At 35.6% G+C, this 19,439-nt stretch carries 21 protein-coding genes and 3 tRNA genes; 7 read left to right on the forward strand and 17 right to left on the reverse strand.

The window, feature by feature from the left end; all coding sequences use genetic code 11:
- Positions 1-679: DUF695 domain-containing protein (locus M0Q20_RS05935; RefSeq protein ID WP_295059270.1), on the reverse strand; the 679-nt coding region annotated here is incomplete at its 3' end.
- Between the two features lie 181 nt (positions 680-860).
- Here M0Q20_RS05935 and M0Q20_RS05940 point away from each other — a divergent pair.
- The 4 genes from M0Q20_RS05940 (at position 861) to M0Q20_RS05955 (ending at position 3,612) form a co-directional block, all read left to right on the forward strand.
- Positions 861-2,090 carry a porin gene (locus tag M0Q20_RS05940; protein ID WP_295059272.1) on the forward strand — a complete coding sequence of 410 codons (1,230 nt, stop codon included), beginning with the start codon at positions 861-863 and terminating at the stop codon, positions 2,088-2,090.
- Positions 2,091-2,181: 91 nt separating this feature from the next.
- Positions 2,182-2,709 (forward strand): FMN-binding protein, encoded by a 528-nt coding sequence (locus M0Q20_RS05945; RefSeq protein WP_295059274.1) that lies wholly within the window; start codon positions 2,182-2,184, stop codon positions 2,707-2,709.
- Positions 2,709-3,182, forward strand: coding sequence for a hypothetical protein (locus M0Q20_RS05950; protein WP_295059276.1), 474 nt, complete (start codon positions 2,709-2,711; stop codon positions 3,180-3,182). Before M0Q20_RS05945 ends, M0Q20_RS05950 begins: the two co-directional genes overlap by 1 nt.
- A complete protein-coding gene (locus M0Q20_RS05955) occupies positions 3,166-3,612 on the forward strand; it encodes a hypothetical protein (RefSeq protein ID WP_295059277.1) in 447 nt (148 codons plus the stop codon). The genes M0Q20_RS05950 and M0Q20_RS05955 overlap by 17 nt, the downstream gene beginning before the upstream one ends.
- Here M0Q20_RS05955 and M0Q20_RS05960 read toward each other — a convergent pair.
- A complete protein-coding gene (locus M0Q20_RS05960) occupies positions 3,556-4,530 on the reverse strand; it encodes an FAD:protein FMN transferase (protein ID WP_295059278.1) in 975 nt (324 codons plus the stop codon). The genes M0Q20_RS05955 and M0Q20_RS05960 overlap by 57 nt on opposite strands.
- Positions 4,531-4,547: 17 nt before the next feature.
- Entirely contained in the window at positions 4,548-5,576 is a 1,029-nt protein-coding gene (locus tag M0Q20_RS05965) for a bifunctional 3,4-dihydroxy-2-butanone 4-phosphate synthase/GTP cyclohydrolase II (RefSeq protein ID WP_295059359.1), read from the reverse strand.
- 157 nt (positions 5,577-5,733) lie between these two features.
- On the opposite strand from M0Q20_RS05965, the gene M0Q20_RS05970 reads away from it, so the two are divergent.
- The 3 genes from M0Q20_RS05970 to M0Q20_RS05980 all read left to right on the forward strand — a co-directional run bounded on the left by M0Q20_RS05970 (position 5,734) and on the right by M0Q20_RS05980 (position 6,084).
- Positions 5,734-5,810, forward strand: a tRNA-Met gene (locus tag M0Q20_RS05970).
- A 20-nt stretch (positions 5,811-5,830) separates the two neighbouring features.
- Positions 5,831-5,905 (forward strand) — tRNA-Gln (locus M0Q20_RS05975).
- Positions 5,906-6,007: 102 nt separating this feature from the next.
- Positions 6,008-6,084 (forward strand) — tRNA-Met (locus M0Q20_RS05980).
- Between the two features lie 90 nt (positions 6,085-6,174).
- Here M0Q20_RS05980 and M0Q20_RS05985 read toward each other — a convergent pair.
- The 14 genes from M0Q20_RS05985 to M0Q20_RS06050 form a co-directional block, all read right to left on the reverse strand.
- Positions 6,175-6,879: a DsbA family protein gene (locus M0Q20_RS05985; protein ID WP_295059280.1), complete on the reverse strand. Its 705-nt coding sequence runs from the start codon at positions 6,877-6,879 to the stop codon at positions 6,175-6,177.
- 139 nt (positions 6,880-7,018) lie between these two features.
- Entirely contained in the window at positions 7,019-8,584 is a 1,566-nt protein-coding gene (locus M0Q20_RS05990) for an ATP-binding protein (protein WP_295059282.1), read from the reverse strand.
- An 89-nt stretch (positions 8,585-8,673) separates the two neighbouring features.
- Positions 8,674-9,351 (reverse strand): hypothetical protein, encoded by a 678-nt coding sequence (locus M0Q20_RS05995; protein WP_295059283.1) that lies wholly within the window; start codon positions 9,349-9,351, stop codon positions 8,674-8,676.
- Positions 9,352-9,432: 81 nt separating this feature from the next.
- Positions 9,433-9,807 carry a response regulator gene (locus M0Q20_RS06000; protein WP_295059285.1) on the reverse strand — a complete coding sequence of 125 codons (375 nt, stop codon included), beginning with the start codon at positions 9,805-9,807 and terminating at the stop codon, positions 9,433-9,435.
- An 18-nt stretch (positions 9,808-9,825) separates the two neighbouring features.
- Positions 9,826-10,848, reverse strand: coding sequence for a chemotaxis response regulator protein-glutamate methylesterase (locus tag M0Q20_RS06005; RefSeq protein WP_295059287.1), 1,023 nt, complete (start codon positions 10,846-10,848; stop codon positions 9,826-9,828).
- Between the two features lie 15 nt (positions 10,849-10,863).
- Positions 10,864-11,334, reverse strand: coding sequence for a chemotaxis protein CheD (locus M0Q20_RS06010; protein WP_295059288.1), 471 nt, complete (start codon positions 11,332-11,334; stop codon positions 10,864-10,866).
- Complete coding sequence (locus tag M0Q20_RS06015) at positions 11,335-12,159, reverse strand: HAMP domain-containing sensor histidine kinase (protein ID WP_295059290.1); 825 nt, start codon at positions 12,157-12,159, stop codon at positions 11,335-11,337.
- A 13-nt stretch (positions 12,160-12,172) separates the two neighbouring features.
- On the reverse strand, positions 12,173-13,027 hold the full coding sequence (locus M0Q20_RS06020; RefSeq protein ID WP_295059292.1) for a protein-glutamate O-methyltransferase CheR: 855 nt from the start codon (positions 13,025-13,027) through the stop codon (positions 12,173-12,175).
- Entirely contained in the window at positions 12,990-15,065 is a 2,076-nt protein-coding gene (locus tag M0Q20_RS06025; protein WP_295059294.1) for a chemotaxis protein CheA, read from the reverse strand. The genes M0Q20_RS06020 and M0Q20_RS06025 overlap by 38 nt, the downstream gene beginning before the upstream one ends.
- Positions 15,058-15,321 (reverse strand): hypothetical protein, encoded by a 264-nt coding sequence (locus M0Q20_RS06030; RefSeq protein WP_295059296.1) that lies wholly within the window; start codon positions 15,319-15,321, stop codon positions 15,058-15,060. The genes M0Q20_RS06025 and M0Q20_RS06030 overlap by 8 nt, the downstream gene beginning before the upstream one ends.
- Entirely contained in the window at positions 15,322-16,968 is a 1,647-nt protein-coding gene (locus tag M0Q20_RS06035) for a methyl-accepting chemotaxis protein (protein ID WP_295059297.1), read from the reverse strand. It abuts the gene before it with no gap.
- Positions 16,969-16,970: 2 nt separating this feature from the next.
- Positions 16,971-17,465 carry a chemotaxis protein CheW gene (locus M0Q20_RS06040; RefSeq protein ID WP_295059299.1) on the reverse strand — a complete coding sequence of 165 codons (495 nt, stop codon included), beginning with the start codon at positions 17,463-17,465 and terminating at the stop codon, positions 16,971-16,973.
- Positions 17,466-17,467: 2 nt separating this feature from the next.
- Positions 17,468-17,854 (reverse strand): response regulator, encoded by a 387-nt coding sequence (locus tag M0Q20_RS06045; RefSeq protein WP_295059301.1) that lies wholly within the window; start codon positions 17,852-17,854, stop codon positions 17,468-17,470.
- A gap of 133 nt (positions 17,855-17,987) precedes the next feature.
- Positions 17,988-19,424: a response regulator gene (locus tag M0Q20_RS06050; protein ID WP_295059303.1), complete on the reverse strand. Its 1,437-nt coding sequence runs from the start codon at positions 19,422-19,424 to the stop codon at positions 17,988-17,990.
- Positions 19,425-19,439: the final 15 nt, after the last annotated feature.

Consider the following 19,439-nt stretch of genomic DNA (forward strand, 5'->3'; position numbering starts at 1 on the left):
AATAGCCATGCTCTTTTTTTATCAGTTCAAAAAGCTCCTCTACAACCACTATTACCACTTCCAAAGTAACATTATGAAACTTTACAAGAGCAGCCCCATGCTCAAACTCTTCGCTGCTTATATCATCTTTGAACTCAAATCCCAATGTCAGCGCAGATTTTAGAAATCTCTCTTTTTGAGTCGCCGTATCAAACGATACATAATGCTCCACATCTCTAGGCGCCAAAAGCTCATCATTCTCTTGCTCAAGTAGAAATATTATACTCCGACTCTGAATATGATGAAACTCAAGCTCGCTTGGAAAAAGATTTTTATGGTAAAAATCCCACTTTGCATCTTTTACAACACTGCTCTCATACTTATAACCGCTCTCTTTTAATATGCCTGAGACTAAATTTTGCAAATTTTTTGAATCTCTCGCATAAAAATAGAACTCATACCAGCCCTCATTAACTCTCATGCCGACATATTTTGCTTTTTTTTGATGCTCAACTGAAATAATCATTGACTCTTTAATCTCTAAAAATTGCTCAAAAGCCTCACTCTCTTTATCTATACTATTTGGCTTTACAAAAAGACTAAAAAGCCAGATATAAGAGTCTCTGTACTCCTCTATATCGACCTCTACTTCTATATTTACTAATATATCTTCTTCAACTCTACTAAATATCTCTCTCATATTTCACTTCATTTTATTTTTTATAATTATAGCTAAGATAACTAAAAAATCCTTCTTCAAAAAAGTAATGATAACAATTATCGTTCTTATATTACTTTAAGCAAAAAAATATTAAACTTCTGCATATTAATGATTATGATAACAAATATCGTAATCAAAACATTAAAATTAAGGGTTTAATATGAAGTTACTAAGAAAAAGATTTGGATTTAGTCTTGCTGCTGCACTGCTAATAACAACAAATATAAATGCAGATACGGCTTCTGACATTGCGGAGTTAAGAGAAGAGATTGCAAAGTTAAAAGAGCAGACTCAAATTCTAACAGATGAGACAAGCAATTTGCAAACTGGATTTAACTATACGACAGTTGACTCAAAAGAGTCTCATAGCGGTCTAGGCGCTGCGGCATCAAAAGTTTACTACTCAAAGTCGCCACTAAGCATCGGTGGATATGGTGAGATGTATTATGCACATACATCTAATGAAGGCTCTGCTAATTCAGACATTATTGATGTTTATAGATTTGTTCCTTATATCGGTTACAAGTTTACAGACAATATTATCTTAAATGCTGAGCTGGAGTTTGAGCATGGTGGCGGTGGGGACAACAAAGCCGGAGATGGTTATGTTATTGTGGAGTTTATGTATCTTGACTTTCTTTTTAATGAAAACATAAATTTACGAGTCGGTAATATATTGATGCCTATGGGTCTAATCAACGAAAAACATGAGCCGACTCTCTTTAGAACCGTTCAAAGACCAAACACTGAAAAATATCTTATTCCTTCTACATGGCATGAGAGCGGCATAATGGCTTACGGTAATATAGTTGATAATCTCTCATATAAAATAGGTGCATTTTCTGCTTTGGATTTAGAAGCCGGACTAGGAGAGAAAGAGAAGTGGCTTAGAGAGAGCCGTATCGGTTCATATAGAAATCAAAACAGACTAGGGCTTGCTGTTGTTGCAAGAGTGGATTATACAGGCATAAACGGTCTGCTTCTTGGTGCTTCGACTTACATTGATTCAGACTTGAGTATGATTGATGTTCATTTTGATTATAATAAAGATGCGTTTAGAGCTTATGGTGTTTTAACTCAGTCTGAACGTAGCAATACCCCGATAGGAGAGCCTAAGAGTGCAAAAGGCGGTTACTTGAATGTTGGTTACGATTTATTGACATTTACCTCATCTCAGGACAAAATGCCCCTATTTGTTCAATATGAGAGCACTTCTGCACAAGATGAGATAGAGGGCGGTAGCTCAGTTGCATCGATTGACACAACAACGGTAGGTATAAACTACTTTCCACATGAGCAGGTTGTTTTAAAAGCTGACTACGCTATGCAGAGACAAGATGGTGTATCTGATAAAAATATAGCTAGTCTATCAATGGGCTTTATTTTTTAATAATATTTTATCTTTATATTATTGATTAATTACATTGACAAAAGATGTTTTATAGAATAAAATCCGACAAACTAAAGCTTTAGGTATAATTATGAAACAACTCTTAACTTACTCTCTCTTGCTTATTTTAGCACTTCCCTTGAGTGCTAAAATACTCATCTCTCCAATAGATGCCATGAAAGAAAATTTTGGAAATGAAAATAAGATTGAAAAAAAGAATATTTTATTGACAAATGCTCAAGTGCAAAATATTGAAGATAGTGCCAAAGTAAAACTACTAAACAAAATAGTGAGAGTTTTTAAAGCCACCAAAGATGGAAAAACAACCGGACATGGAGTCTTAATCAATAGAAAAATCCGTACAAAAAATGGTGTTGTTCTCTATTTAATCTCTGCTGACTCCACCTTAAAGGGGATTGAGGTCGTTGCTTTTAATGAGCCTATGGAGTATATACCGTCTGATAAATGGCTGTCTCAATTTGAAGATGTGAAGATGCAAGACAAAACAAAACTATCAAGTATTACAAATATTACGGGAGCAACACTTAGTGCTAAAATTTTCATAGATGGTTCAAAGGTTGCATTCGCGATTTACGATGAAGTACTAAAAGGTAAATAGTGAAATTTACCGTTATTAAAAACCTTCAAAAAGATAGTGCTATGAGCCTTATTTTAAAGGGCTTTCTTCTTTTTATACTTCTTTATATATTCTCTGATATTTTTGTTATGAAATCAAATTTTGGAATATCAACCCAGACAGTAACAACAACACTTCTTGGTGATGAGGATGCATATATAGACCCTATGAATGAGGCATCTTTTTTGGAGTTTTGGCATGCTCAGATTTTCTTTGTCATGATGATTTTGCTCACACTCAGCTCAATCTTTATAAGAGTTGCAAAAAGAAGCAGAGCTATTCTTACAAATATACTCATGATAAGCGCTATTTTATCGCTTATATCACTACCTTTAGCCTTTTACTTCTCAAGTTTTTTTATAAATATATATCTTTTTGGCTACTTTGCATGGCATCTTGTAGCAATATATATGATTTTTTACTCCTTTTGGAAGCTAAATGCAAGAAGCGTATAAGCTCTCAATCCTTCACTACTTAGCTTTTTCTATACTGCTAATCGTTAGTGCCGTTATGCTATTTGAGCATAAGATAGGATTTAGCCCAAACTCTGTTTTAGAGTATTACATAGGAAATGAAGAGAAGTTTATACCATCACAGAGTGCCGGCGGAATTCTTAAGATAGTATTGCCGCATATCTTTGTGTTTGGACTTCTTGCCATGGTACTTTTGCACTTCTTGGTTTTTACAAAACTAAGATACAAGAGAAGCTTGCTTCTCCTTATATATGCTACGTTTGGTACTGCACTACTTGAAATTTTTGCACCGTTAATGATTATTGGCGGATTTGAATTTTTTGCATATATAAAACTATTCTCATTTTTTGCACTATTAGTTCTTATTCTCTTTATCTCTTGGCTTCTCTTTAGAGTTATCACTCAGAAGTAGATTTTTAGCATACTCAGAGATGTTTTTACTTATAACAAGCTCATTATCACTCTGTAAAACTATATAGCCAACTCCAAGACTCTCTAAAAACTCATACGCTTTTTTCATAGGCATTACAGTTGCGGCAGTTGCATAAGCATCCAAATCACTGCTAGTAAGCTCGCTTATTAACGTTATAGATATGAACTTGGTTTGTGGTTTTTTTGCTTTTGGGTCAATTAGATGGTTGTTTTTTGTCGATACCACATATCTGTTGTAGTTTCCGCTAGTTGTAACCCCCAAATCATATCTTGTGGTCTCAAATGATAGTAATATACCCTCCTCATCAAACGGGTCTTGGATATCTATCTTGCATGTGGATAGGCATCTTATATCTCCGCTTGCTGATATTACTGCACTATTTACGCCTCTGCTTCTAAAATGCTCTGCAACTTTATCAACGCTAAAGCCTTTTGCCATTCCACCTAAATCAACTTTTGCACCTTCCTCTAAAAAAGCCTCTTTTTCATCAAACCTCAAAGCCAAAAAATCAACCTTTGCGCTATTTAACTCCTGCGAGTATGCCACTCTCTCACTCTCTCCAAATCTGTAGAGATCTTTTGTAATTGAGCCGATTGTTATGTCAAAATAGCCATCGGTTTTAATAAAATATTTTTTACTCAAGCTAAGTGCCTCGTAAGTAAGAGCATCTAGTTTGACATATCTGTTTTTATTGAGATTATATATTTTCGCCTCCGGCGCATATGAGGAGAGTGACATCTCTACAAGCTTAATAATTTCAAATCCATCGGCAATAAGTTTTGCATCTCTCTCATCTGCTGTAATGGTAACAAAGGTCGACATAAGAACTTGGGTTCTAGAGAGAGTTTGCGCATTTATGAGGCAGAGCGCAGATAGTAGAAGCAGTAGTAATCTCAAGGCAGTATAGATATCTGTTAAATATCTATAACCTCATTTATCTCAAGTCCAAAACCGCCTAGTCCTACAAACTCGGTCGCTTTCATAGAGGTAAGAAGATTCATCTTAGATATTCCAAATGATTTTAGTATCTGAGCACCTATTCCAAACTCTTTCATGGCAGCGTTGTCATGATGAGTGGGCTTGTTTATAAAGATTAAAACACCGCTATTTTGCTTTAGGTACTCGATAGAAGCTATGAGATTATTATATTTTTTCTGATTTAAGAGTAGTTCGATGTCCGGTATAATATTGTGTACTCTCACATTTGCAACTGATGTTACATTGTGAAACACTATAGCCGTATGCTCTATTTTATCATGATCGGCAAAGGTGTACTTTTTAACCTTAGTGTCAAAAAACTCTATGTTCTCGATATCTATTTCGCTAACAAGTCTCTCGTTAGCAAGGCGATACTCTACAATGTCAGATATAAATACAGTTTTTAAATTGTGTTTTTCAGCAAAGATATCCAAGTCGTCACGTCTAGCCATTGTGCCGTCTTCTTTAATTATCTCGCAAATAACAGCCGATTCGCTAAGTCCAGCCAAACGACACAAATCAACAGAGCCTTCCGTGTGCCCTGTTCTTACAAGAGTTCCTCCCTCTTTTGCTATTAGAGGAAATATATGCCCGGGCTTGACTAACTCATCTGCACGACTTATTGGATTTGCTAAAATCTTGATAGTATCGTCTCTCTCTTTTGCCGAGATTCCAGTTAGTGCATTTTTAGCATCAACAGATACCGTAAAAGCTGTCTCATATGAGGATGTGTTTGAGCTTACCATGGGATTTAGTTCAAGTCTTGAGGCAATATTTTTACTTATAGCTACACATATCAATCCTTTGGCATGTGTAGCCATGAAATTTACATGAGCAGGCGTAGAAAAGGCGGAAGCGTAAACTAAATCGCCTTCATTTTCTCTATCTTCATCATCAATCATGACGACCATGCGCCCTCTTTTGATCTCATCAATCGCTTCTAGTACTCTTTGTGTCGGTGTCATATATACTTCTTTCATTTTAATACCGCAATTGTATATAAAAGTTGATTAATTTTAGTTCAAACAATTTTTCTAAATTCACCAGCACCCTCCTTGACAAAGAGAGCTTATTTGCCTATAATTCCACCCCAACAAAGATATTTGCTTTGTTTGAGAGTGTCGCGGAATAGAGCAGTTCGGTAGCTCGTCGGGCTCATAACCCGAAGGTCATAGGTTCAAATCCTATTTCCGCAACCAATTATTTAACTTTTCAATGTTGGGGTATCGCCAAGCGGTAAGGCCGCGGCTTTTGGTGCCGCTATTCGGGGGTTCGAATCCCTCTACCCCATCCACTTCAATAATTTAATTATTGATTTTTGTTTAATCTAGGCAAAATTAAGCGAAGCATACTGTAGTATGTGAGTGAAATTTTAACGAAGAGTAAGCTAAAATATCGCGGAATAGAGCAGTTCGGTAGCTCGTCGGGCTCATAACCCGAAGGTCACAGGTTCAAATCCTGTTTCCGCAACCAAAATCATAAATTTTTACTATAACAATCACTTACTTCAGCTCTGCCGAAAATAATTTATAATCTGGATTACCAATATAAGCATTTGGGACTCTAAGCACCCAACATTTTTATGATATCTTCATATGTTTTGTATCCATAAGAGCTATTTATAACTCTGTTTTCTTTTACATATATTAGACTAGGCATTCCTCTAGCTCCTAATTTTCCTGCTAGTGCAAAATCACTCTCAAGCTCTTTTCTCATCTCTTTAGAGTTAAAATGTTTTTCAAACTCATCTATATCAATATTAAACTCTCTACAGATATCATGATAAAATTCCAACCTTGTTGGATCTAATCCTTTTGCATAAAACCTTTCCTGAATTTTAGAGAAAAATCCCAGTACGGTTGAGCTATTATCATCTTTGTCTTTTAAGATTTTCTTTACAATATAGACAGAAAGGCAAGCAGGCAGAGTGTCATAGTTGAACTCTTTTAACTCTAGTATTGAGTAAACAAATTTTTGACCTGTTTTTTTATGAATATTTTGCCACTCATTTCTTAAAAAACCTCTAAAGTGCTCATTCCAAGCATCTCCTCCACCAATTCTAAGACCTCCCAAGATCACACTAAACTTTATACCCTCTTTTGTACAAAACTCTTGTATCTTTCTAAGCTCCTCAGACATCCCCCAGCACCACGAGCACATAGGATCACCTACATAAAAAAGCTCTGCTTGATTTACATTAAGAGCACCCTCTTTTGTGTCACTACTACTTATTGTACATAAACCAGTTTCGCTATCACATGTCTGCATATTTATATCCTTTATGAGAGTGTAATAAATTCAGTGTTAACACCTAATTTCTCCTAAGATTATACCAAACCTAAAGTCTCTTTTAGTTTTGTCATAAATGTTAATATCAGAGCAAATATTATTTATTGAAAGTCCACACTCAGGAAATCTTTTTTACAGCCAAGCGAAAAATAGTACCTTCTCCTTCGATAGAAGTAAATGAGATTTTTATATTCATATCATCGCACATTCTTTTAGCCAAACCAAGTCCAAGTCCTGTTCCATTGTCAGTGCCGCTTACCTGCGTAAACGGGTCAAATATAATGCTTTGCTTATCTTCAGGTATCCCCTTGCCGCTATCTTCTACTTCAACAATTACATAACCATTTTCTTCAAAACTTCTTAACTCTATCTCGCCCTTTTGAGTAAATTTGATTGCATTAGAGAGTAGATTTAGAAGTATCTGCAAAAACCTTCTTGAATCAACTATTGCAATTAGCGGCATATCATGAAGCTTTAAATTAAATTTTACATCTGTTCCGTTTAAGAGTGAGTAGGTATTGTTATATGCCATTTTTGCAACACTATTTAAATCACACTCCTCTACATTATAATCAATCTTTCCTGCTTCGGCTTTTGTAAATTCAAGCAAATCATTTATTAGATTAAGTAGGTGTCTTGAATTTATGAGAACTCTTTGCATAAATATTTTTGTATCTTCTTGCATCTCTTTGTCTTGAAGCATCTCATCAAAATCTTCTATCACTTGATCTGTAAAATTTATAATTGCATTTAGCGGTGTTCTTAACTCATGTGACATACCGGTAATAAAATTAGATCTTGCCTGTGCAGCTTGAAGAGCTTCCATTTTGGCTTTAAATAGTTTTAAATTTACTGTTTTTAGATTTGCTATATTTATTTCAAGTGTCTCATTTGCTGTTTTTAACTCTAACGTTTTTTCTTCTACTCTTTTCTCAAGCGTTGCATTAAGTGTTAAGAGTGTTTGCTCCATCTCTTTAATTACAGTCATATCTCTTGCAACGACAACAACCCCTTTTACGTCTCCTTTATTGTCATAAATCGGACTTTTCTTTATCTGAAGGATTACAAAGCTTCCATCTTTTTTTTGGAATTTCTCTTCAACGAGAATAGTTTCTCTTTTTTCTATTGCTTGTCTATCTGTCATTATATGATAATCTGCTACCTCAGCAGAGTAGAGTTCATCATCTGTTTTGCCGATAATCTCCTCTATCTTCCTTGAGTTTAATCTTTCAAATGCGCTGTTACCTCCTAGATACATACTGTTTGTATCTTTATAGAGAATATAATCATCAGCAGCATTTATGATACTCTCTAAGAGCTCTTCATTATATTTATACTCATCTAGTGTTTTTCTCAAAAGAGTAGAGCTTTTTTTAAATGCGTTACATATCATATCAAACTCACTACCCATACTTTTACACTCTTGTAACTCAAAGTCAGTTTTATAATCATAATCATTAACTGCAGATGATATTTTTTTAAGCGGTTTTGATACTAAATATGCAAAGGTTAAGCTACCGACAAGTAGCAGTAAAAAAAGCAATATAGCTCCACCTAAAATAATTCTGTCGTTAACACCACTTAAACTTTCTAAAAACTCCTCTTTTGAAAAATCTATAATAATATTCCACTTCAGCTCTTTAATCGGTATAAAAAGCAAATCTCTCAATTCACCATTATCCATATATTCAACTAGGTTTCCACCACTTTTTTTTGCATTTTCTATCGCAGCTATCTTCTCTTTGCTAAAATCAGACTCATGCAGTGCTACATTTAAAATATCTCTCTCTCTCTTGATGAAGCATGAACTATATTTGCGTCGCTTATGATAATTATATCTTCACAATCTTTGCGAAAATTTTTCTGTGCAAATTCAAATATACTTCTAGTATTTATTCCGCCACCCGCAAGAGCTATTGGGTTCTCCTTACTACCTACAATTGAATCTAACCATATATGAAGATAACCGGCAAAATCACTATCCGTGTTAACCAAAAAATTATTCTCGCCTTCAAGTGTTTTTAAAAACCACTCACTCTCTTTATTATTAGAAGGGTCTATAACTCGAACAAAGCCATCTTCGTCAAAATAGTTTCTACTTTGTACATGAGCGATATATATGGTGTCTAATTTATAAAATTTTTTCATATCTGATAATATTTGCTTCATCTCTTGTGACATTCTACCCTCTGCAGCATCTTTACTCAGGATAAAGTTTTGTACATCCTTTGAAGAGGTAATCCCGACTCCTGCACTCTTTATTTCAAGAAGAATATTTTCTATCTTTAAAGTATAAACCTCCTCTAAATGGTGTACACGAAAATCAATAAAAACATTTTCTATGACTTTTTTTAGATATATATGCGTAACAAGGAAAGTAGCCCCTACTACTAAAATCGTTATAATAACTAGAGGTGTCATCATTTTAAATAATATAGAGTTGAATTTCATCTTATTTTGCCTTAACTATTTTATTGTTTATTGCCAAAATGCTGTTAAAATTATAGTCTATTATTAAAATTAGCGGCATTTTCATGATATATTTATAGCTTTTTGTAAGATTTCAAGAAGCTCTTTTCTTGAGAATGGTTTTTCTAAAATAAAATCAAACCCTTTCTCAAGATACATCTTTTTCATCTCTGCAAAAACAGATGCGGTAACGGCGATGATAGGTTTATCTGCAAATCTCTCTTGCTCTCTAATCCACTCAACTAGTTCTAATCCGCCGATCTTTGGCATCTCAATGTCCACCAAAAAGAGATCTATTTCATCTTCACCTTTGAGCATCTCAATGCCAATCTCTCCATCTTTTGCCCATAGTAGTTCAATAGGCTCTTGTATTTTTTTTAGATTTGATTTTACAATCAAATAGTTATCTTCGTTATCTTCTGCTAAAAAAATTCTCATCTATCTTCCTACCTTAAATTATATAAACGAAAGTATGGCATTAGCCACTTTACTTAACGCTACTTGTCTCTCAACTGCCCCTATATCATGAGCGATTTTTGGCATACCGTAAACTATGGAGCTTGCTTCATCCTGCCCTATTGTTCTTGCCCCGGCATTTCTCATGCTAAGTAGTCCCTTTGCACCGTCAGACCCCATTCCCGTGAGTATTACACCGATTGCATTTGCTCCCGCGATTTTTGCAACTGAGTTGAACAAAACATCAACTGAAGGTCTATGTCCTGAGACTTTCTCACCGCTTCCTATCTCTACATAGTATCTTGCCCCAGAGCGTCTTACAACCATATGATAATCTCCAGGGGCTATTAAAACAACACCCGGAGTTATGCTGTCACCATTTTTTGCTTCTCTTACTTCCATCGCACAAATGGAGTTTAATCTTTGAGCAAATGGCTCCGTAAAATTTGCCGGCATATGTTGAACGATAATTGTTCCCGGTGCATTTCTAGGTAGTCCAATAAGCAGCTGTTTAAGAGCTTCCGTACCGCCAGTTGATGCACCGATGGCTAAAATCTTGTTTGTAGTCTCAGCCAAAGATGTAGTATTTGCATACATCTGTTGCTTTAACTCTTTTTTAAAAACTTTTACTTTTGAGGCTGCCTTTATCTTTGCAATTAACTCATCTTTCATCTCATCTTTAGAGTCATAGATATGAGAGTGCAGTTTTGGAACAAAATCAACAGCTCCGGCTTCAAGTGCTTCAAGTGTAGTTTTGGCTCCACTTTGTGTAAGTGAAGAGACCATAACAACAGGTAGCGGCATATGATGCATAAGCTTTTTTAAAAAAGTAATGCCATCCATTCTAGGCATCTCAACATCCAAGCAGACAACATCGGGTTTAAGTTCAACAATCTTGTCTCTTGCGTCATAGGCATCAGAAGCGGCCGCCACAACTTCTATAGAACTATCTGACTCTAATATATCACGTAAAACCGCACGAGCAGTAGCACTATCATCCACAATCAACACTCTAATAGCCATTTTTATCTCCTAGCATTATGCTTTTGCCTTTACTGTATACTTCAACAACACCTTAGAGTTTTGTAAATTAAATTGAATCTTTCTGCCGTTTTCTCTACCGACATCTTCTGCCACAATGCGAATTTTATACTCTTTTAAAGTCTCTCTTGCAACCAATATATTTTTTTCACCTATCATCATGTTGCATGATGAAGTGATATTCATAGATGCTCCTCCAAAGATTTTTGCCTCTATATTTTTGATACTAGCCCCATGCTCAAGCATGCTCTCTATCAACTTTGGAATGGCAATATTTCCAAATTTTGGAGATTGCAAAGAGTTGCCGTTCCAAAAGGGAAGCAGATAGTGGTTCATTCCGCCAATACCTAATCTTTTGTCATAAAGACAAACTGCCACACAAGAGCCTAAAACAGTTGAAATTGCAGCCGGTGCAACATCAACATGTATCTGACCTACATGTATGAAAGTTGAGTTTCCCTCTATCATCTATAACTCAATAGCATCATCAAAGGATTCAAATAAAAACTCATTTGACCCATAAGCTTGGGAGTCAATCATCTCTTCATCAAAGGGCAACTTTACTACAAAGGTAACAAATTCATCCTCAGCTTCATAATCTATTGTTCCATCTAATCTTTGGCAAATCTCACGAACAACACTAAGACCGATACCCAAACCATGCTCACCGCTTGCATCTTTCGCAAAACGGGTAAATACTTCAGGTTTATATTTTACATTAGGGGCATCACCTCGATTTTTTACTTTAATAATAAACATAGACTCTTTTATATCCAACTCAATCCAAAGCAGACTATTTTCAAAACCGTATCTACAACCGTTTGAGATAAGGTTTTTTACTATTATATATACCTTTTTTGGATCAGTTACAATCTTTTGTTTGATTTTGCTATCTATCTTTATCTCAATATTTTTCTCTTCTATGAGATATTTAAGGCTCTCAATAGCTTCTTTTATAATTTCAATAGGATCTACCAAAGCATACGAGACATCAATCTTTCCACTCTCTATCTCAGATGCCATTACTAGATTTTGAATCTTAAAATCAAGGTCTAGGGCCTCTTTATAGACCAACTCATAGAAAAATCTGTTCTCTTTTGTATCTATGATTTTCAAATGAGGTAGTATCCCCAAAATAGCTGTCATAGGGTTATTTAACTTACTTGCCACAAGTGAGAGAAACCTTGATTTTGCTTTTTCACTCTCGATGAGTTTTTTATTTAGATCTAAGATTTTTTTGCTCAAAAATGCCAACTCATCATTCAAGTTTTCTTCATCTATTTTGTTTTGCAAAACTCAATCCTCCTTATATTTTTAGATAAATCGAAGAGCCCAAAAGTTTTAGACTGTTTTTATGTGTCGTCAAAGATTCAGAGCTTCCTAAAAAGAGAGGTCTTCCTTTTGGCAACAGAGTAGTAAAGCGCTCGACAAGATTGTTTCTATTGGTTTCATCAAAATAGATCATAACGTTTCTGCAAAAAATCATGTCAAACTCGTTTTTTATGAAGAAAGTATCTGTAATAAGATTATATAGACGAAACATTACTTTCTCCCTAAGAAACGGTTTTATTTTATATTTTAAAACATTTTGCTCATGTACTTTTTCAAAAGATTTCATAACTATACTTTTTGGCAGCTGCTCTACCTGTTTTGCTTCATAATGACCCAAAATCGCTTTGTATAGAACTTTTGATGAGATATCAGTCGCCAAAATCTTAATATCCCAACTCTCAAAATCAGGAAGATGGTTTTGCAAAAACATTAAAATCGTATATGGTTCTTCTCCGCTTGAACATCCTGCCGACCAGATTCTTAATTTTTTTTCTCTCTTAGATGCCACCATCTGTGGCAGATAACCTTCAAGCCAACTCCACTGTGCACTCTCACGAAAAAAAGAGGTAACATTTGTAGATATGGCACTTACAAAAAAGGTAAGTTCTTCCCCGCTGGCATCATTAATAAGATAGTTGTAATACTCTTTAAATGAAGCTATATTCAACTGATTTAACCGCTTGTTGAGCCTTCCTTTTACTAGTGTAGTTTTCTGCTCAGAGAGAGAAATACCCACCTTTTCATAGATATAGTTACGAAAAAGTTTAAACTCCTCTGGTTTTAATTCAATATCAAACATGAGCTGTTTTAACCAAAGGTCGTAGTTCATCTACGTTTAAAATAAGAGCAATATCTCCGTTTCCAAGAATCGCACCACCGGAAATCTCTTTTAACATAGCCAATGTTTTACCCAATGTTTTTATAACAACCTGCTGACGACTTACTAACTCATCAACTAAAATCGCTATTCGCCCTCCCTCGGTCTCCACACAAACTAAAATCCCTTCCCATGGCTCAATACGCTTAGTATTTAGATTAAATACATCGCTTAGTCTCATAATAGGTATATATTGCCCTCTTAAGCTGACAAACTCTCCCTTTTCTTTAAATACATTTACAATCTCTTTTTCAGGACGAAACGACTCAACAATGCTTAGAGTCGGGATGATATATATCTCATCTGCAGTTCGCACAAGCATTCCGTCAATGATTGCAAGTGTCAAAGGAAGAATCATTGAAATCGTAGTTCCTTCGCCCTCTTTTGAGTCAATCTCTATCTTTCCTCGAAGCTTCTCTATCGATGTTCTTACTACATCCAAACCTACACCGCGACCTGAAAGGTCACTAATGCTCTCTGTTGTTGAAAACCCTGGTTGCATGACAAGAGCAAAGATTTGAGAGTCACTTAGGTTTTCATCTCCACTAACAATGCCTCTATCAATCGCTTTTGCTAAAACTTTCTCTTTGTTGATTCCTCTACCGTCATCACTTACGCTAATAACAATGCTTCCACTTTTATGAAAAGCTTTTAGGGTAATCGTCCCTTCTATATTTTTACCAGCACTTTTACGCTCATCTGCATTAGATTCCAATCCATGATCTATCGCATTTCTGATGATATGAATTAACGGGTCAGAGAGGCTGTCTATCATAGTTTTGTCTATCTCTGTATCTTCACCTTGAACGATAAGATTAAGCTCTTTACCTGTCTTTTTAGAAGTATCCCGAACTACTCTTCTCATCTTGTCAAAAGTATCTTTTATAGCAACCATTCTAAGGCTCATGACGCGATCTTGGATTTTTTTAGTAATCTTTGAAAGTGTCTCTATAGTACGACTTATTGACTCATCCTCAATGGATCTTATTTTTTCATTTTGGGCGATGAAGTTTTGTGCAATTACGAGCTCTCCTACCGAGTCAAAAAGCTCATCGAGTTTAAAAGTGTCTATGCGTATAGTTGACTTTGAAGACATAGAGTTTATCGAACTGCTATCGGCAACTTTAGCAGTATTAGCTAACGGCTTATCTGCTACCTCCATTATCTCTGCAGCAGGCGGCGCGATTAGATTTATCTCATACTCATTATCAAACAAAAATTCAAAAAACTCATCTACTTCGCTTCTTAAAAGAGGAATTAAAACAACAACGGATACCTTTCCAATGTAGTTTTCATCATTTTTAAAACTATCTATCTCGACGACACCCTCCATGTTGAAAAAACTCTCCAGTAGCAGAGCTTTTTGTGCAAGCAAGTTTAAAAACAGAAGATAATCAAAACCTCTTTTATAGCAATCACTATCAAGAGTTAAATCTATTTTATAAACACTCAAACCTTCGCTCTGCTTAGCTTGAGCCTCTTTTATAGATCTCTCTATAGAGTTTTGCTGCTGCTCCTCGCAGCTTACTCCAAACTCCATAGCCAAATCCTTTAGCTCTGAGACACTCTCATTTTGCTCAACTACAGAGTCAGATAGACCTTTTTTTATAGAGATAAGATTTTTAATCTTCTCCAAACAAGCGTGATAGCTTTGGGGCAATGTATCTATAGCATCAAGCTCACAAATCATAACCTCTTTGATAACATCAACGCTACCTACAAAAAGCTCTAAATTGTACTCTTCTATGCTCTCTTGCGTACTGCGATAGTGGTCAAGCACATCTTCAAAGTGGTGAACAAACTCGCCAAGACGAGTAAAACCAAAAGCATTGGCATTGCCCTTTAGCGTATGAACTCCACGAAAGATTTCATTTAATAAACTAAAATCGCTACAATTTTCTTCAAAGCGAATAATATCAATATCTAATTTTTCAATTATTTCACCGGCTTCTTCGATAAAAATAGCTTTTACCTGTTCTTGTTTAGTCATGACATATCCAATGAATGGTTCCATATTTCTGTGAAACCAACTTTTTCTTTTCTAAAAAAGGAATGTTTAGTTCCGGTTTAGTTCGTTTTAAACTCACTAGCAAAGCCAAAAGAGCACTACATCTTAGAGCATCGTCCTCATCTGCCTCAATTGTCTCGATATAATCAATTCTAGGACGAATGAACTCTTGGAATTCTTCTACTTCCTCCATAGACATTCCTATGTCTATGGTTAATATATCTCCATTGAATTCCATCTAGAACTCTTTAAGATCGTCTTCATGTAGAGGAAAAATCTCTTCAGCTCTGTTTTTTGCAGAGCTACTTTTTGGTTCACTTGTTTTTTTCTGTGTTGTCTCAAGTTTTTTAGTAGTCTCAATCTGCTTATTAGTTTTCTTTTTTGCTACTGTCACAGGCGCATTAGCCTGCATTCCAACCATCTGTGCTAAAACTCTTACAGTATCCATCATAGATGTTGCCTGTGCATTTAGCTCTTCAGCAGCGGCTGCAGCTTCTTCTGAGTTAGCAGCAACTTGTTGTGTTACCTGATCTACTTGTCCCATAGCCTGATTTATCTGTGTCATACCTTCGCTCTGCTCTTTCCCTGCTATAGAGATTTCACCGATTAGGTCTGAGACTTTTTTAGTCTGTTCTACTATCTCTTCAAAAGAGGTATGAGTAGCATGTGCAATCTCATTTCCTTCTTTAATCTGCCCTACTACCTCTTCAATAATATCTGAAGTCTCTTTTGCCGCACCTGCAGCTCTTTGTGCAAGATTTCTAACCTCATCAGCAACAACTGCAAAACCTAATCCATGTTCACCTGCTCTTGCTGCTTCAACCGCTGCATTTAACGCAAGTAAGTTTGTCTGAAACGCAATTTGATCAATTGCTTTGATAATTCCTGAGATTCTAGCCGCTGATTCCGTAATAGCATGCATAGATTTAGATAGCTCTTCACCTTTTTCATATCCTGTTTTTGCCGAGTCGTTTGCATCTTTTGCCAAAATATCGGCTTGACGTGCATTGTCTGTGTTTTGAGTATTTATAGCCGTACTCTCCTCTAGAGTTGCACTTACCTCTTCAACACTTGAAGCCTGCTCACTAGCACCTTGAGCCAAAGATGAGGATGAAGAAGCAACTTGATCACTCGCTGATGTAATCTGCATAGCACCATCACGAATAGAAGTTACACTCTGTGTTATAGAGCGAGTAATCGAGCGAATAATCATAAACGCAAGTAAAATTGAAATTATAAACGCAGCAAGTACCACTACCATAGTCATTTCAATAGTGCTTTTTGTGTCAGCTTGTGCCATCTTTACAGTCTCATTGGAAGACTCAATATTTAAATTTGCAAGTCTATCCATGTTAGAAAGAACCTCAATGCGTTGTGGAAATATCATCTCAATAAATGCTGTTGTTTGTGCAAAATACGCTTCAATCATCTCTTCATCTTTAGCTTCTGAGAGTGGTTCAAGAACATCTGTTTGAAATTTTTTAACCGTACTACTCCATTTGTTATATAGTTTTTCAAAATTTTCCCACTCTTTTTGCTCTTGAGGAGTTTGAGGGAGCGGTGCATAGATGCTTAATCCTTTCTCATAATTAGCAAAGGCTATATGGCTTCGCTCAATAGCATCTTTAACTTTTCTATTCATGTCACTATCACCTCTAAGTCCACGAACACGGTTTTGCTGAATCACTATCTGATTAATCCCGACACGCATCCCCATAAGACCTACTAAAGATTGAAGTTTGACAGAACCTACATCAACAATACTACTCTCCCACTTTTGTGCTGTGTTATATCCCATATATCCAAGAACACCTAATGACACCATCATTACTCCGGTTAATAACATTAACTTTGTTTGTAAAACCATATTTTCTAACCACTTCATATCTATTCTCCTTGTGTTTGTGTTTGTTCTATTTGTTCAATTCCTACTAGCTCATCAGCTTCAAAAAGCTTAAGCACATCTAAAATCATCACTACCTCTTCCTCTATTTGAGCAACCGCACAGATAAAATCCGTATCTATTGAGCTTCCAAATTTTGGAGGCTCGCTCAAACTTGACGACTCTATAGAAGATACCTCTTCAACTCTATCTACGATAAACCCTATGCTTATCTTCTCTACCTCGACAATAATAATTGCCGTATGCATATCCGACTCTCTATACTCCATTCCAAAACGGAGTCTTGTATCTACGACCGGTATGATTGAGCCGCGTAAATTAATTACCCCTCTCATATATGCCGGAATATTTGGAACTTTTGTTATGCTCATCATGGCGATAATCTCTTTGATTCTATCTATCGCTATCCCATACTGCTCACTTCCTATATGAAAAGTGAGATATCTCTCCCTTTTTGACTGTGCTACATTCTTATCCATATTTAGACTCCTAATACCATTTGTAGAGATTTCACAAGCTTCTCATCACTAAATGGCTTTACCATCCAGCCTGTTACACCTATCTCTTTTCCACTCATTTTCATTTCGTTTGAACTCTCCGTTGTTAAGATGATAATCGGTTTATTTTTATATCTCTCATCCGCTTTAATAGCGCGTGCAAGATCCAAGCCGTTTAACTCAGGCATATTTACATCACTGATGAGAAGGTCAAAATTTTCACTTCCATTTTGTAGTGCCTCTAAAAGCTCCATTGGGTTTAGATAAGATTTAAACTCTATAGTGTTAGAGTTTATCATCCCCTCCAAAGCCAATTCCGCCGTTGCGATAACTGCTCTTGAGTCATCAACAATAATTACTCTTTTTGCCATTATTTTACTTCTCCTTGTTATTATTTATAACACATAAACGAACTCGTCCGTTTATGTGGCAGGGACAATTTTGTCCCTTGCAACCCCCTAAAGCTACGAAAAATAGATTTTTCGAGATTCTTAGGCTATGTTTTTAAAAAAACTCCATGCAGTCTTCATCATCCGCGCTTACTTCTTTGTTGCCGATAATTCCCTCTATCTGCATACATGAGCTAAAGAACGAACTATCAAGATAGTGTATATCTGCCGTATCTTGTAGAACAAATATATGCTCTCTCCATGAAGTAAGGTCCTCTCCCAAATGCTCAAAAAGCATAATCATTGTTTTTATTTTTGAACTATCTTCGCTTATAATCTTTGCATTATCTTTGATAAAAACTCCCAAAGAAGTAAGAGCATATGCAAGAGCAGTAAACTCAAAAAGACTATTTATAACACGAACATAAACATTAAGAACACTATCTACAAAATCTATAAGGTTATCCTCACTAGGATCTGTTTCAATCAAATTTAGTCTCTCCCTCCACTCCTCCTCTATACTTGAGAGTTCAAGAATTTCATCCAAAATATCACCTATCTCTTCAACATAATCTGCTGCGCTTGTTTTATGGACAAAACTTTGATGAAGAAGCTCTTTTTCGTTGGATTCTATAACTCTTACTTCTTTTATACTCTCTTTAGATTCTATAACTTCTACCTCTTTTTCAATCTCATTTGTATGCTGAATTTTTATATTTTCAACTGAGGCTTTCTTTGTTTGTACTTGTTGTGATAAATCTTGCGCAACTACCTCTTTCTCTATAGGCTTGCTTAGTCTTGCACAAAATATATTCTCTTGGGCAATAACCTCTGTTCCAAATTCATTCAGCATATCTAAGATTTTTTGCTCTAAAGTGATAGCTTTTTCAAACTTCATTGTGATGTAAAACTCGTCATAACTCTCCTCAACAATAATAGTCATCATCTCGCCATCTTTGTCTCTTTGACTCATCAACTTATAAAAAAGTTCAATAACTTTGTCAAACTTTCCAGATACAGCCATAATCTTGCCGTTGTATCTATCAAAGAGCCACATTCCAAACTCCATCATCGCCTCAGCATCAACTATGTCAAAGATAGTTTTATATGATGGAATGTCAGAGTTAAAAGGATTTAACACCGTTGCTTTTGTTCTATCTTTAAAGCCGCCTAGCTTTAAACGAAAAGAAGAAGCGATACTTTGAAGTTTAAAACGAATTAACTCTCTATCTATTGGTTTATGTATGTATATATCTACACCAATTAGACTCATCTTATCTTCAACTCTAGAATCAAGAACACCTGTAACTGCAATAATAACAGTGTCTGGATATTTCTCTTTTATAATTTTAGATGCTTCATAGCCATCCATTTTTGGCATCATTATATCCATCAGGATAATATGAGGTTGCCACGACTCTGCAATCTCTACTGCCTCAAGACCATCAACTGCGTCTTTAATCTCAAAACATTCTAATTTTCTACATGTAGCTCTTAAAACTAGACGATTATCTTCATTATCATCAGCTATAAGAAGTCTTAATTTTTCCATTACAACTCTTTTAAT

Origin of the sequence: Sulfurimonas sp. (genome assembly GCF_023229025.1) — a bacterium.
Taxonomy (GTDB): domain Bacteria; phylum Campylobacterota; class Campylobacteria; order Campylobacterales; family Sulfurimonadaceae; genus Sulfurimonas.